The 13,636-nt window shown below is 65.2% G+C and carries 16 protein-coding genes; 11 read left to right on the top strand and 5 right to left on the bottom strand.

Features of this window, described 5'->3' with window-relative positions:
• Positions 1-17 precede the first annotated feature (17 nt).
• The 6 genes from coaD to BUA26_RS03625 all read left to right on the top strand — a co-directional run bounded on the left by coaD (position 18) and on the right by BUA26_RS03625 (position 5,216).
• Positions 18-569 (top strand): pantetheine-phosphate adenylyltransferase, encoded by a 552-nt coding sequence (coaD, locus tag BUA26_RS03650; protein WP_072757955.1) that lies wholly within the window; start codon positions 18-20, stop codon positions 567-569.
• Positions 562-1,065 (top strand): hypothetical protein, encoded by a 504-nt coding sequence (locus tag BUA26_RS03645; protein WP_072757952.1) that lies wholly within the window; start codon positions 562-564, stop codon positions 1,063-1,065. Before coaD ends, BUA26_RS03645 begins: the two co-directional genes overlap by 8 nt.
• Positions 1,066-1,218: 153 nt before the next feature.
• On the top strand, positions 1,219-1,479 hold the full coding sequence (locus tag BUA26_RS03640) for a YfhL family 4Fe-4S dicluster ferredoxin (RefSeq protein ID WP_072757950.1): 261 nt from the start codon (positions 1,219-1,221) through the stop codon (positions 1,477-1,479).
• Positions 1,476-3,200: a gamma-glutamyltransferase gene (ggt, locus tag BUA26_RS03635; protein WP_072757948.1), complete on the top strand. Its 1,725-nt coding sequence runs from the start codon at positions 1,476-1,478 to the stop codon at positions 3,198-3,200. Before BUA26_RS03640 ends, ggt begins: the two co-directional genes overlap by 4 nt.
• 112 nt (positions 3,201-3,312) lie before the next feature.
• Complete coding sequence (locus tag BUA26_RS03630; protein ID WP_072757946.1) at positions 3,313-4,185, top strand: MBL fold metallo-hydrolase; 873 nt, start codon at positions 3,313-3,315, stop codon at positions 4,183-4,185.
• A complete protein-coding gene (locus BUA26_RS03625; protein ID WP_072757944.1) occupies positions 4,185-5,216 on the top strand; it encodes a TMEM43 family protein in 1,032 nt (343 codons plus the stop codon). The genes BUA26_RS03630 and BUA26_RS03625 overlap by 1 nt, the downstream gene beginning before the upstream one ends.
• Positions 5,217-5,224: 8 nt before the next feature.
• Here BUA26_RS03625 and BUA26_RS03620 read toward each other — a convergent pair whose 3' ends face one another.
• From BUA26_RS03620 to BUA26_RS03600, 5 genes are all read right to left on the bottom strand, one after another.
• Positions 5,225-6,442 carry an EAL and HDOD domain-containing protein gene (locus tag BUA26_RS03620; protein ID WP_143154160.1) on the bottom strand — a complete coding sequence of 406 codons (1,218 nt, stop codon included), beginning with the start codon at positions 6,440-6,442 and terminating at the stop codon, positions 5,225-5,227.
• 198 nt (positions 6,443-6,640) lie between these two features.
• Complete coding sequence (locus BUA26_RS03615) at positions 6,641-7,087, bottom strand: flagella synthesis protein FlgN (protein WP_072757940.1); 447 nt, start codon at positions 7,085-7,087, stop codon at positions 6,641-6,643.
• Entirely contained in the window at positions 7,084-7,407 is a 324-nt protein-coding gene (flgM, locus tag BUA26_RS03610; protein WP_072757938.1) for a flagellar biosynthesis anti-sigma factor FlgM, read from the bottom strand. The genes BUA26_RS03615 and flgM overlap by 4 nt, the downstream gene beginning before the upstream one ends.
• A 110-nt stretch (positions 7,408-7,517) precedes the next feature.
• A complete protein-coding gene (gene flgA / locus BUA26_RS03605) occupies positions 7,518-8,228 on the bottom strand; it encodes a flagellar basal body P-ring formation chaperone FlgA (protein WP_083572856.1) in 711 nt (236 codons plus the stop codon).
• Positions 8,225-9,529 carry a methyl-accepting chemotaxis protein gene (locus BUA26_RS03600; RefSeq protein WP_072757936.1) on the bottom strand — a complete coding sequence of 435 codons (1,305 nt, stop codon included), beginning with the start codon at positions 9,527-9,529 and terminating at the stop codon, positions 8,225-8,227. The genes flgA and BUA26_RS03600 overlap by 4 nt, the downstream gene beginning before the upstream one ends.
• Positions 9,530-9,711: 182 nt before the next feature.
• Here BUA26_RS03600 and BUA26_RS03595 point away from each other — a divergent pair, with 182 nt between their 5' ends.
• The 5 genes from BUA26_RS03595 (at position 9,712) to flgE (ending at position 13,590) form a co-directional block, all read left to right on the top strand.
• Positions 9,712-10,662 carry a chemotaxis protein gene (locus BUA26_RS03595; RefSeq protein WP_072757933.1) on the top strand — a complete coding sequence of 317 codons (951 nt, stop codon included), beginning with the start codon at positions 9,712-9,714 and terminating at the stop codon, positions 10,660-10,662.
• 167 nt (positions 10,663-10,829) lie between these two features.
• Complete coding sequence (gene flgB / locus BUA26_RS03590; protein WP_072759997.1) at positions 10,830-11,234, top strand: flagellar basal body rod protein FlgB; 405 nt, start codon at positions 10,830-10,832, stop codon at positions 11,232-11,234.
• Positions 11,234-11,653, top strand: coding sequence for a flagellar basal body rod protein FlgC (gene flgC, locus BUA26_RS03585; RefSeq protein ID WP_072757931.1), 420 nt, complete (start codon positions 11,234-11,236; stop codon positions 11,651-11,653). The genes flgB and flgC overlap by 1 nt, the downstream gene beginning before the upstream one ends.
• 25 nt (positions 11,654-11,678) lie before the next feature.
• On the top strand, positions 11,679-12,329 hold the full coding sequence (locus tag BUA26_RS03580) for a flagellar hook assembly protein FlgD (protein ID WP_072757929.1): 651 nt from the start codon (positions 11,679-11,681) through the stop codon (positions 12,327-12,329).
• Between the two features lie 37 nt (positions 12,330-12,366).
• On the top strand, positions 12,367-13,590 hold the full coding sequence (flgE, locus tag BUA26_RS03575; RefSeq protein WP_072757927.1) for a flagellar hook protein FlgE: 1,224 nt from the start codon (positions 12,367-12,369) through the stop codon (positions 13,588-13,590).
• Positions 13,591-13,636 lie beyond the last annotated feature (46 nt).

The raw sequence follows: 13,636 nt of genomic DNA, 5'->3' as shown, positions 1-13,636 counted from the left end.
GCTGCCGCTTTCGTCTCGTGAACAAGCTCCTTGGCAATCCGCGCCTGGCCGTCTATCCGGGCACCTTCGATCCGATCACCAACGGCCACACCGACTTGGTGGCGCGTGCCGCGCCGCTGTTCGACCGCGTCATCGTGGCGGTGGCCGACAGCTCCAGCAAGGGGCCGGGCTTCAGTATCGGTGAGCGGATCACCCTGGCGCGGCTGGCGCTGGCCGACCTGTCGAACGTGGAAGTGCGCGGTTTCGATTGCCTGCTGGCCACCTTCATCGAGGATGTCGGTGCCGGCGTGATCATTCGCGGTCTGCGCGCGGTGTCCGATTTCGAATACGAATTCCAACTGGCCAGCATGAACCGGCATCTGATTCCGCGGGCGGAAACACTGTTTCTGACGCCGGCGGAACAATACAGTTTCATTTCCTCGTCGCTGGTGCGCGAGATCGGCCGCCTCGGCGGGGATATTTCCGGTTTCGTGCATCCGGCGGTACAACAAGCCATGCGGCAGCGCTGGCACAAGAGCCGGACCGGCTCCAACAAGCAACCCGAAACAGAAGGTGATAACCATGCGTAAGTTCGCTCTCATCGCTGCCATCGCACTGACCGCCACCCTGGCTCTGAGCGCCTGCGGCAAGCACGGAGATGACCAGCAGGCCGGTCAGCAGCAAGCGCAGCAGGCGCCCAAGCCGACCGATCCCAACGATTCCAAGGGGTGGAATGCCTATCTCGGGCAGATCGTGCAGAAGAACCTGCAGGGCATGAGCGCCAACCAGCCCTATGCGTACATGGTGACGGCCGGCACCACCGACGATGCCAAGGCGCAGAACGACCGCCAGCTGCAGAGCGTGCAGGACACCGTGGCGCGCGGCGTCTTGCCGGGCAACCTGCTGGCTTTCGGTGGTCCGAGTTCCGCCACCACCGCCGATCTGGTCGTGGCTGCGTTCAAGGATGCCAAGCCCGGTTCGTTCAAGGACGTGATCATCCTGTTCATCGGCGACAAGGCTGACGAACAGCGCGTCACCGATGCGTTGAAGCCGACCGGTGCCACGGTCCGCTTCGTCATCATGTAAATGTGGTTGCCGCGCCGGCCATGCCGGCGCGGAGTTGTACCCTCGCCCCCCGCGCAGAGCGGGGGTGAGGGTGTTGGGCAGCCGCTGTGAAGTCGCCAGCGCACCGCCACACTCTCCCCGGCCGCCACGCACCAGCATGTAGTATCGACTGCCATGTCCCTGAAAATCCTCGATACCTGCGTCAATTGCGACGTCTGTGAGCCGGCTTGTCCGAACAAGGCGATCTCGCTGGGCGAAGAGTTTTACGTGATCGACCCGGCGCTGTGTACCGAGTGCGTCGGTCATCATGACGAACCGCAGTGCGTGGTGGTGTGCCCGGTCGAATGCATCATCAGTGATCCCGAACATGTCGAGTCGCCCGAGCAACTCCAGCTCAAATACCGCCACCTGATGGCCAAGGAGTCCGCTGCATGAGCTTTTCCCTGAACTGGCGGGTGTTGTCGCTCAGCCTGCTGCTGGTCGGCAGTACGGCATTCGCGGCCGATGGCGCGCCGAAAACGGCGCCGGCAGCTCGTTCCGCATCGTTGCAGCCGCGCCCCGGCCATGCGGCGATCGCCAGTGCGAATTTCATCGCCACCAATGCCGGTCTCGAAGTGTTGGCCAAGGGCGGCAACGCATTCGATGCAGCGGTAGCGGTAGCCTCGACCCTGTCGGTGGTCGAGCCGGAGAGCTCCGGTATCGGCGGCGGCTTCATGGCCGTGTTGCATCGGGCGAAGGACGGCCACGACATCTTCATCGACGCCCGCGAGGCCGCGCCTGCGGCGGTCAACCGCAAGGATTACCTCAATCCTGACGGTACCCCGAATCGCGATACTGCACTGAAGGGTCCGCTCTCGGCCGGGATTCCGGGCGAGCCGGCTGGTCTGGTGCTGCTCGCCAAACGCTACGGTCGCCTGTCGCTGCAGCAGTCGCTGGCGCCGGCGATCCGCACTGCTCGCGACGGTTTCAAACCGGATGCGCGCCTGCGTGGCGCGATCGCAGGAGTGCAGAAAGATCTGCAGCGCTGGCCGGCCTCGGTGGCGAAATACCTGCCGAACGGCAAGCCGCCGGCGGAAGGTGCGATCTGGCGCGATCCGGATCAGGCGCGCACATGGGAGCTGATCGCCGCGCACGGCGACGACGGCTTCTATAGCGGTGAGACGGCACAGAAGCTGGTCGCCGCGGTACGTGCGGCCGGCGGCAACTGGACGCTGGCCGATCTGGCCAACTACCGGGCCAAGGAACGCACGCCCATCGTTCTGAACTATCGCGGCTACCGCATCGTCACGGCACCGCCGCCGTCCTCCGGCGGCGTGGCGATCGCCGAGATCCTCAATATCCTGTCCGGTTTCGATCTGTCGAAGATGGATCAGGTGCAGCGCGTGCACACCATCGTCGAGGCGATGCGCCGTGCGTTCCGCGACCACAACGATTATCTGGGCGATCCGGATTTCGTGAAGATGCCGCTGGACATGCTGCTGTCGCCGTACTACGCCGACGGCCTGCGCCAGGGCATCCTGCCGGACAAGGCCACGCCGTCGTCGATGCTGCCCCGCGCCGAGGCGAGCGAGCCAGGCATGCATACCACGCATTTCTCGATCATCGATGCCGACGGCAACATGGCGGCGGTGACCTCGACGGTGAACTACACGATGGGCTCCACCTTCGTCGCCGAAGGCACCGGCGTGCTTCTCAACGACGAGATGGACGACTTCGCGCTGGTGCCGAACAAGCCGAATGTCTACGGTCTGCTCGGCAGCACGGCGAATGCGCCGGAGCCCGGCAAGCGCATGTTGTCGTCGATGTCGCCGAGCATCGTGATAGGTGCCGACCGCACCGCGGTGATCGGTTCGCCCGGCGGCTCGACCATCATTACCCAGGTGCTCGAAGGCATCCTGCATTTCATCGACGGCGAGAGCGCGCAGCAGATCGCCGCGCACAAGCGCTTCCATCATCAGTACATGCCGGACGAGGTGATGGTGGAGGATGGAACGTTCGATGCGGCCACCAGCGATGCGCTGACCAGGATGGGCTACACGCTGAAACAGCGCGAATCGTGGGGATTCATGAACGTAGTGACCTGGGATCGCAAGACCAACAAGCTCGACGCGGCCAGCGATCCGCGCCGGCCATCGGGACTGGGCAAGGTGCAATAGGTGCGGTAAGAGTAAGGGGCCTCGAAAAACTGGCCATTGCTCGTCATCCCAGCTTTTGCTGGGACGACGGTCCAAATCACATTTTTTTCGAGGTCCCCGGCAAGGCCAAACCATGGAACTGTTCTCCACCCTAGGCAACTCACAGCAACTCGACGGCGGCGCCATGTTCGGCAATGCGCCGAAGGCGCTGTGGTCGCGCTGGATCGAGCCGGATGCCGAGAACCGGATTCCGCTGGCCTGCCGCTGTTTGCTGGTGAAGGACCTGGACGGGCGCAACGTGTTGTTCGAGACCGGCATCGGCGCGTTCTTCGAGCCGGCGCTGCGCGAGCGTTATGGTGTGGTCGAGTCGCGGCACGTGCTGCTGGATTCGCTGGCCGAGGTTGGCCTGGGCGATGCGGACATCGATGTGGTGGTGCTGTCGCACCTGCATTTCGATCATGCCGGCGGCCTGCTGGCGGCATGGGAAAAGGATCAGCCGCTGCGGCTGCTGTTTCCCAACGCGCGCTTCGTGGTCGGCGCCGAACATTGGCGTCGTGCCTTGCAGCCGCATCCGCGCGATCGCGCCTCGTTCGTGCCCGAACTGCAGCCGCTGCTGCAGGCAAGCGGGCGGCTGGAGCTGGTCGAGGGCGAGTATTCGCAAACGCTGGGCAAGGCGGTACGCTTCAGTTTTTCGGATGGCCATACGCCGGGCCTGATGCTGGCCGAAGTCGGCGGCGTGGTGTTCTGTGCCGACCTCATACCCGGCCGGTTCTGGGTGCATCTGCCGATCACCATGGGTTACGACCGCTGGCCGGAGAAGCTCATCGACGAGAAACGCGTGTTTCTGGAAGACAAGCTGGCGCGTGACGTGCGGCTGTTCTTCACGCACGATCACGATTGCGCGCTGGCACGGGTGACCCGCGACGAACGTGGCCGCTTCGGTACCGCCGGCGAGCAGCGCACGCTGCGTGGCGCGCCGCCGCCCGCTTTCGGTGGAGCGGCTTGATGGACTTTCGCAAGGACACCTCGATGCGTGCGCTGGTCCTGAACATGGTCGGCGCCTTGCTGGTGCTGGCCGGGGTCGGACTGATGGCGACGACGGCACGCGGCCTGCTCAATTATCGGGCGGCGGCCAGCCGGCATGGCGGCGAGGTGATCAACCTGGACAGCGACATGCGGCCGCAGGCCGGCCAGCACGGTCACATGGTGCGGCTGGTCGGCACGCCGACTGTAGTGGAGGCGCCGCGCGATCCGGAGTTCAACCTGCGCGCGAACACGCCCGTGCTGCTGCGTCACGTGGAGATGTTCCAGTGGCGCGAAGTGCGCATCGGCAATGGAGTGCACTACGAAATGGACTGGGTCGATCGGCCGCTCGATGCCAGTCACTTCAAGGAGCCGGCGGGACACGCCAACCCGGCCAGCTTCCCGATCAGCGGCAAACAGTTCGACGCCAGCCTGGTGCAAATGGGCGGGTTCAAGCTGGATCCGGTGCTGTTGCACGCATTGCCGGGTTCGCAGCCGGTCACGCCGGATATGAAATCGCTGCCGGAAAATCTCGCCGCGAGTTTCACTCTCTACCAGAATCATCTGGTGACCAGTGCCCATCCGGATGATCCGCGGCTGGGCGATGTGCGGGTGAGCTGGGATGAAGTGCCGCTGCAGCAACTGACCATCGTTGGGCGCCTCGATGGCGACCGGATACTTGCCGCCGCCGACGCCGCCGACGGGAAGGGTTATGACGTGCAGCTCGGCGACGTGCCGCTGCTCGACATGTTTCCGGATCTGCCGGTGCCGCCGGAGCTGGTACTGATCCGGCAGATATTCGCCGTGCTGCTGGCTGCGCTGGGTGCGTTTCTGTTGCTCTGCGCGCAGCGCCGCCAGCGCGATGTCCTGCTGGCGCTGGGGTTGGGCGGACTTGCGGTGGGAATCGTGGCTTGCGTGATGTGGATCGGGGCCGACTCGCCCGCCATGTACGGCTGGCTCGCGGTCGCCCTGATCGGCATCGGGCTCATCGTCTGGCGGCTGCGCCGCCGCTGAGCGGCGGATCAGTTCGTCTGCTTTTCGTTTGCCGTGGTATAGACCTGATCCGCCCACTGCGTGGCTTCCAGGTAGATGCCGGCCATCCGGCGGATACGCTGGGGTAGCACATGTTCGCTGGTGAGCTCGCCCACTTCCCAGGCGATGATCTGTTCCAGCAACGGGCCGAACGGACCGCCGCGACGGGTCAAGGCCTCGCTGATTTCCGGCACCAGGCGCAGATGGGTCAGCAGGAACTCCATCGGCGCGCACATCAAGGTGTCCAGCAGCGAGAACAAGCCCACGGTGAACGCCATTTCCGAATGGCCATTGGGCATGCCGCTGGCCAGTTTCTCGCACATGTGCGCGCGGATCAGCGCGGCGCGCAGCAGCTCGGGCGGGCGATCATCCATGCTGCACATCGCCATCGTGTCGATCCAGTTGCGCATGCGCGTGACGCCAAAGAAGATCGCTGCCTGCTGTACCGATTTCAGTTGCCGTGGCAAGGCGAAATAGGCCGAGTTGACGCAGCTGAGCAGCTTGTAGCTGAGCACCGCATCGTCACGGATGATGTTGCCCAGCTCGACCGGGCCGGGGTTGCTTTCCTGCAGCACGCGCATCAGTCGCAGCATGCTCAGCCGGTTGGCGGTAAGCACGGGTACGGCCACCGGCTGTGGGATCAGAAGGTAGCGTCCCTGGATCGCCTGCAGCGGCAGTTCGAGACAGCGCTCGTAGGTTTGATGATCATTGACCTGGCCGGCGACTACCCTGATGCCACGCGTGTGCAGGTATTCGGCGCGCTCCTTCATGGTTTCCATGGTCATGCGGCCGGCGTCCAGCCGCACCATCTGCACCATCTGCAGCAGGGTCTGCAGCGGCAGGCTGCTTTCCAGGTCGACATCGTTGGCGTCCAGCATGAACTGGCAGCCGCGCTGCGCCATCTGCTGCAGGCGTTTCATCAACGCCGGGTCGGTGGCCACGCCTGGCTGCAGCACCACGCCAAGCCGCGGCTGATGAAGCAATACGTCGGAGTCTTCCGGCAGCAATTCGGCGGGCATGTTCAGGAACGCGCGGTTGCCGCGTACCAGCCGGGTCAATGCGCCATCGGTGATGGTCGAGAGCACGCTCTCCAGCAAGTGCTGCTCGTCACCGGGTTCGCGATGAAAGACGATCTCGTAGGCAAACAGCTGTCGTTCGCGGTCGAGCATCGGCACGCGCAATACCGGCAGCGGGATCGATATCGACATGAGCGCTCCAGGGTTGCCTTGTGTACCGGCTTTGGGGGAGACAGCGGGTGAAGCGGCAGGGGAGGCAGCGGGGGAGGCGTTGATATTGCTCATGATCAGTCATCGCGATTAACGCAAGAGCATGCCGGAGGCTGCCTCGCAGTCAGTGAGAGGACCGTCTGCTCGGGCAGGCGGGGGTGCCGTCTTGTTCCATCGATGTCATGCCGCCGCCAGCACTTGCGAACGCAAGCTGGCATGCAGCTCGCCGGAGCGGCCGTACAGTTCGCTTTCGCCGGCATGCCCGGTCAGCACGGCCAGTGCCTGGCGCACTTGGCTCAGGCGCTGGTTGACTGCGCTGCCGTTGCGCTGGTTGAGCAGGTGGCTGTGGCGCAACGACTGGACGATCCGGGCCCAGACCGGCTCCAGTGCATCGGCCAGGGCAGGTTGTTCACGTGACAACAGCTGACGTTCGGCATCGAGCTGTTCCAGTCGCTGCATGAGCGCCTGCTTGCGCGCGCCAGCGTGATCGAGCGCCTCATTGTTGGCGGTATCCAGTGCAGCACGCTCGGCTTCGAGCACTCGCACGAGTTGGTCGACAGCTTGTTGCATGTCGCCCAGAACGGCCGTGAGCGCGTCATTCAGTTCGTGCTGCAGCTGGATATTCATGGCTTGCCCGCACCGCCGAGTTGCGCCTCGAGCACGAGCATGCGATCGGCGATGCGCCCGGCATCGATCTTGTAGCTGCCGTCGGCCAGCGCCTTGCGCACCTGTTCCACCCGCTGCGGGTCGATCGAGGCCGTGTCTCCTGGACGCGCGGCCTCCTGCAGGGCCAGCGCCGAATCAGTCAGCTTGAGCTGATCGTCGGACGTCGACGCGGCGGTGGTAGAGCCCGTTGCAGCGGCCGCTGTCGCTGCCGAGCCAGTGCCCGTGTTGCTGGTGGCCTGTGGAAACTTCGGCAAGCCGTTGTTGGAAATGGTCGTATTCATGGGTCCCTTCTCGCTGGGGTGTGGCCCTGTAACTGTAAAATCGGCCGGTTACGCAGAAACTTTAGGGGCAAAACGGAAAGACTAATGCAGCCGGCCTCGATTCGCCGGGTTCATGGCAACGCCAACACCACGCCAGGCGCGCTGACCATCGCGTCGACCACCTTGCCCGAGCTCTCGTTGCGCACTCGCAGACGGGCACCGTTGTCGCCGCTGCCCAGCGCCACACCGTCGGCACGTACCTCGATGCCATCCAGCCGGGCCACCATTTCAACGTGATCGCCCGCGCGCACCATGCGCCGGCCGCCCAGCATGCCGGGACTGAGCACGCTGCCGCTGGCCACAGCGCGGGCCAGCGACCGGCCCGCGACCTGTTCCATGTTTTCGATGTAGCCATAGCCCAGCCGGGTGACGTCGCGTTCCTCGACATGCACGTCCGCCGCGCTGACGCCGTCGCCGCGCAGCAGTAGCCGGCTGGTCACCAGTGTCTGGCGGAACAGCTGCACCTGCAGCGGTACGCGGACGGTCCAGCCGCCTTCCTGCGGACACTGCACCGGCACGGTGATGCGCGATGCGAGCTGGGCATCACGGGCGACCACGGCACGCAGGGGCAGCCGGCACTCGGCCAGCTGCAGGCGCAAGTCGAGCGAGCCGGCAGTGACTTCGATGCGGCTGCCGGGCAGGGCGTATTGCTGGCGCACGGCCTGCTCGGCCGTAGCCCGCACGCTGTCCAGCGACTGGATGGCGCTCGCGCCCGCGGTCGCACCGCCAAGCCAAAGCGCGGCGATGCCCAGGCCGGCGATGGGCGATCGCCAGGCTCTCACGCGTCCGCCAGCAAGGCGCCGAGCTGCCCGAGCAGGGCTTCGCGGCCGGTCTCGAGCTGCTGCGAGAGCGCGACGGCCTGATCGAGCTGGCCGTCGCACAGCAAGGTGACGAAGCGGCTGCCGCGTTCGCTCAGCTGCGCACCGGCGTCGGTGAGGCCGCTGACGTCACGCCCGTTCTGATGCAGGGCGGCCAGTCGACCGATGCTGCGGCTGATCGTATGTGTATCGAACCAGCGCCGATCCAGCGCGCCGGGTTCCAGCAGCGCCAGTTCCATCGCCTTGCGCAGATTCAGCGCGCCCTCCCGTACGGTGAGGCTGAGACTGGCCGGATCGTTGCCGCTGACGCCTTCCAGCCAGTCCAAGCCCAGCCTGTGCGCCAGCAATGCGGCGCGATGGAGCGATTCGGCCTGGCGGCGCGCCTCGACGCCGCGTCGCTGCAGCGCGCCCAGCGCGGCCTGCGCTGCGGTGGCGCGGGCGTGCTGGATGTCGTGGGTCTGCTGCAATTTGTCGATGCGTTCGCTGGCAGTGCGCAGCGCATCGCTGCCTTCGCCCAGGGTGGCGCCGGACTGGCCCACGCCGGCCTGCGCGCGTTCGAGTTGCTGCAGTCCATGTTGTACGTCGCCGTCGAGCTGCAGCGAGAAGTCGCCGATCGAGCCGGTGACAGTTTCTATTTCAGTCGTGGTGAGCGCGGTCTTCTCGGCCAGCTGCTTGACCTCATCGGCGACCACCGCGAAGCCGCGGCCTGCCTCTCCGGCGCGCGCCGCTTCGATCGCCGCGTTCAGCGCCACCAGATTGGTCTGGTGGGCGATCTCCTGCACCGTTCCGGTGAGCTTGCGGATCTGGGCGACCTGTTCGGCCAGCTTGCTCTGCTTGCGGTTCATCGCCGACAGCGTGCTGCGCAGCAGCCGCAGCTGGCCATCGAGTTCGCTGACGGTGCCGGCGCCGGCCAGTCCGGCCTGGCTGGCCTGCTTCAGATCGGCGCCGACTTCGTGCAAGGCCGTCGAGATACCGGCGCTGCCATCCGTCAAACGATCGACACTGCCCCGGCTGTCGCCGGCGGCCTTGTCCAGTGCGGTCTGTTCGCGCGACAACTGCTGTACCGCGCCCAGCACCAGGCTCTGCTGTTCCACAGTCTGCAGCGCCACCGAGGACGGCGGCCGGCTGGCGACGCGGGCAAGCAAGGGGGCCAGTGCCAGCGCTGCACGCGGATACCTGCGTCGCAATACGGCGACCTGTGCGTCGTTGCCGCTGATGGCGGCCTCGACCAGGGCGACGATATGCTGATTCCAGATCAAGCTCATGGGGCGGGCATCATCTCTGTGGAGTGCGGGGGCGCAACTGCTGCATCGTCAAAACCTTCCAAAACTTGAGGAAGCAAGTCGCATGCCAGCGTCGCGGCATCGGGGCGCCCTAAAGCCCGCGGCCCCGCGGCCGATAGTTCCGCAGACAGTCGCTGCGACGGCACGCATCCTCAGGAGTCCGCATGGGCGGCACATTGCTGGAAAAGGTGGAACGGCACACACGGTTGGCCGGCCACAACCGGGTGGCGATGCTGTTGTTCCGGCTCGGCGACGAGCAATTGTTCGGCATCAATGTATTCAAGGTGCGCGAGGTTCTGCGGCGTCCGCCGCTGGAGCGGATGCCGGGCGTGCACGAATTGCTGGCCGGCAGTTGCGACTATCGCGGACAGACCATTCCGGTGATCGATCTGGCGGCCGCGCTTGGTTATGCGCCGTTGCGCGACGTGGATTCGGCCCATCTGATGGTGACCGAGTTCAGCCGTTCGCTGCAGGGTTTTCTGGTGGCGGACCTGCAGCGGATGGTGCAGTGCGAAGGCGAGGCGCTGGTGGCGCCATCCAGCGCGCTGGGCTTCGGCGCGCGGGTCAACGCGGTGACGCGGGTCGATGGCGCCCTGCTGGCGGTGGTCGACGTGGAGCACGTGCTGGCCAGCCTCGACAGCACGCCGGCCAAGCTGTCGGCGCACATGCAGCGGGTTGCCGGCGCTCGCTCGCTGGCACCTCGCCGGGTGATGGTGGTGGACGATTCGGTCATCGCCCGTCGCCGCCTGGTCAGCCTGTTCAAACAGATGAATATCGAGTGCGTGGTGGCGAAGGACGGCCGCGAGGCGCTCGATCGGTTGATCGAGATGGCGACAGCCGATCCTGCCGAAGGGGTCAAGCTGGTGGTGTCCGACATCGAGATGCCGCGGCTGGATGGCTATGCGCTCACCCGTGCCATCCGCGAGACGCCGAGCTTGCGCCAGCTCAAGATCCTGCTGCACAGCTCGCTCAGCGGCATGTTCAACGAGGCGATGGTGAAGGAGGTCAAGGCCGATTGCTTCGTCGCCAAGTTCCAGCCGGACCTGCTGGCGCAGGCGGTGCTGGAGTTGCTGCCGGAGCCGGTGCCAGCTCCGATTCCGGCGTCGGCGGATTGATTCTCCGGCGCCCAACGCGGCGGGCGTCAACAAACCGTCTTTCGATCGCCGCGACGCGGTGAGGGCATCGCGCATTACCGCGCCAGCCTAGCCATAGCAAGGGTTTTTCCAGGGTGGCATGCAATTTGCCTCCAGCTCCGTGCGGCAACTGCATGCGGAGCGAAGCGATGACCCTGACCCCTGACAACCTATTCGGCATCCACACCCGGGCTCTGGACTTGTGGCAACGCCGCACCGAAGTGCTGGCCAACAACCTGGCCAACGCCGACACCCCGGGCTATCTGGCTCGCGACGTGGATTTTCGCAAGGTGCTGGCCGCCGCTAGCGGCGGCCAGGACAACAACCTGCCGTTGCAGGCAAGCACGCCCGGCCAGGTCGGTATCGCTGGCCAGGCCGCGGATGGACTGGCCTATCGCGTGCCGACCCAGCCGAGCATGGACGGCAACACCGTCGACGAGCAGACCGAACAGGCCGCCTTCGCCGCCAACGGCGTGCATTACCAGGCCAGCCTCTCCTTCATCACCGCGCAGATCCGCATGTTGCGCACGGCGATCACTGGAGGACAGAGCTGATGTCTCTTTTCTCGATTTTCAACGTGGCCGGTTCCGGCATGGCCGCGCAGTCGCTGCGGCTGAATACGGTGGCCAGCAATCTCGCCAACGCCGACAGCGTGGCCAGTACCCCCGAGGGCGCCTACCGCGCGCACGAGCCGCTGTTTGCCGCCGTGAAGAATCAACAAGACGGCGGCAGCAATGCCGTGGGCGAAGGCGTGCAGGTGCTCGGCGTCACCGAGAGCCGGGCCGCCATCCCCAGCCGCTACGAACCGGGCAACCCGCTGGCTGACGCGGACGGCTACGTCTACAGCAGCAACGTCAATCCGGTCGATGAACTGGTCAACATGATTTCGGCTTCGCGCTCGTATCAGAACAACGTCGAGGTGATGAATTCGACGCGCCAGCTGATGCAGAAGACGCTGGATCTCGGCAAGTGAGGCCCGCACAAATGAGGAACGCAGCATGAGCGACATGGCAGTGGGTGGTCCCGCTTCGAACACAGCGGCAGCGGCGACCAGCGCGAGCAAGGATAAAACCATGAACCAGGCGGATTTCCTGAGCCTGCTGGTGCAGCAGATGCGCAACCAGGATCCGACCAAGCCGATGGATTCATCGCAGATGGTCAGCCAGCTCGCGCAGATCAGCCAGGTCTCGGCCACGCAGTCGCTGCAGACGTCGTTCGACACCCTCAGCCAGTCGCTGCAGGGCAATCAGATGTTGCAGGCAAGCAGCATGGTCGGGCGCAGCGTGACCGTGCCGTCGGCGGCAGGCCAGCTGCAGGCCACCGGGCTGGACGGTGCGGTGAATGTGCCCGATGGCGGCGGCACGGTACTGGTACAGGTCACCGACGCCAGCGGGAACGTGCTGCGCACGCTCAACCTGGGTACGCCCGGGGCAGGCCTGGCGACGTTCCACTGGGATGGCAAGGACGAGGGCGGCACGGCACTGCCGCCAGGCAGCTATGGCCTCAAGGCACAGGCCGGCAACACCGCCGTGGCGACCTACGTCAGCGGCAAGGTCACCGGCGTGGGCATGACCGGCAGCGACGGCGCCTACCTGGATGTGAATGGTTTTGGTGGCGTCCTGCTCAGCCAGGTCGCGCAGATCAACTGATAGCCCTGCGGGGCTTCAATACAGAGGAATTACTCGGATGCCTTTCAACATTGCATTGAGCGGTCTCAACGCGGCTTCCTCGGATCTCGAGGTCACCGCCAACAACATCGCCAACACCGGCACCACCGGTTTCAAGGGCTCGCGTGCGCAGTTCGCCGAGCTGTTCAACGCCGCCGGCCCCAACCTCAGCGCCACCCAGATCGGCAGTGGCGTGCGCCTGACCAATGTGGCCCAGCAGTTCACCGCCGGCAGCGTGGAGACCACCAACAACAGCCTGGATTTCGCCATCAGCGGCGAGGGCTTTTTCACCTTGCATGACGGCAAGGGTTACTCCTATACCCGCGCCGGTGCATTCCAGAAGGATCAGAACGGGTTCGTGACGAATGCCAACGGCCAGCGCCTGCAGGTGTTTCCGGCCCTTTCCAACGGCACGTTCGACAACAGCACGCTGAACGACCTGCAGCTGGTCACCTCGCAAAACGCGGCGAAGGCCACCGGCAATGTGCAGATGTCGCTGAACCTGCCTTCCGATGCGGTAGCACCGGCCACGGCGTTCGATCCGGTCAACGACCCGACCAGCTACAACCAGTCGACGCCGTTCACTGCCTACGACTCGCTGGGCGCCACCCACAGCGGCACGGTGTATTTCGTCAAGGATGCGGCCGCCAATGTGTGGGACGCGCACTTGTACATCGACGGCAGCTCGACCGGTGCGGCACAGCAGCTCACCTTCAACAGCAGCGGCGCACTGATCGCACCGGCGAACGGCAAGCTGGCATTTCCCGCCGTCTCGGTCAGCCCCGGCGCCAACCCCATGCAGCTCACCTTGGACATGAGCAAGGCGACCCAGTTCGGCAATACCTACGCAGCCACGGCGATCAATCCGGATGGCTATCCGACCGGTGTCCTGGCCAGCATCGATGTGTCGCGCGAAGGTGTAGTGCAGGCCAAGTATTCGAATGGCCAGACCACCTCGCTGGGTCAGCTGGCGATGGCGCAATTTTCCAACGAGCAAGGCCTGCGCCAGCTGGACAACACCAACTGGGCCGCATCCTACGACTCGGGCACGCCGATCATGGGTGCTGCCGGCAACGGCACGTTCGGCAGTGTGCAGGCCGGCGCGCTGGAGGCATCCAACACGGCCGACCTCACCGCGCAGCTGGTCAACATGATCAAGGCGCAGCGCAACTACCAGGCGAATGCGCAGGTGATTTCGACCGACAACCAGCTGACCCAGACCATCATCAACATCCGCAACTGACGCAACGCGTGATCCCGGCATGCCGGGATCCTCGCTATTGAGGTAT

Origin of the sequence: Rhodanobacter sp. OK091 (assembly GCF_900142825.1) — a bacterium.
GTDB lineage: Bacteria > Pseudomonadota > Gammaproteobacteria > Xanthomonadales > Rhodanobacteraceae > Rhodanobacter.
This window is presented reverse-complemented; position numbering and strand designations above follow the sequence as displayed.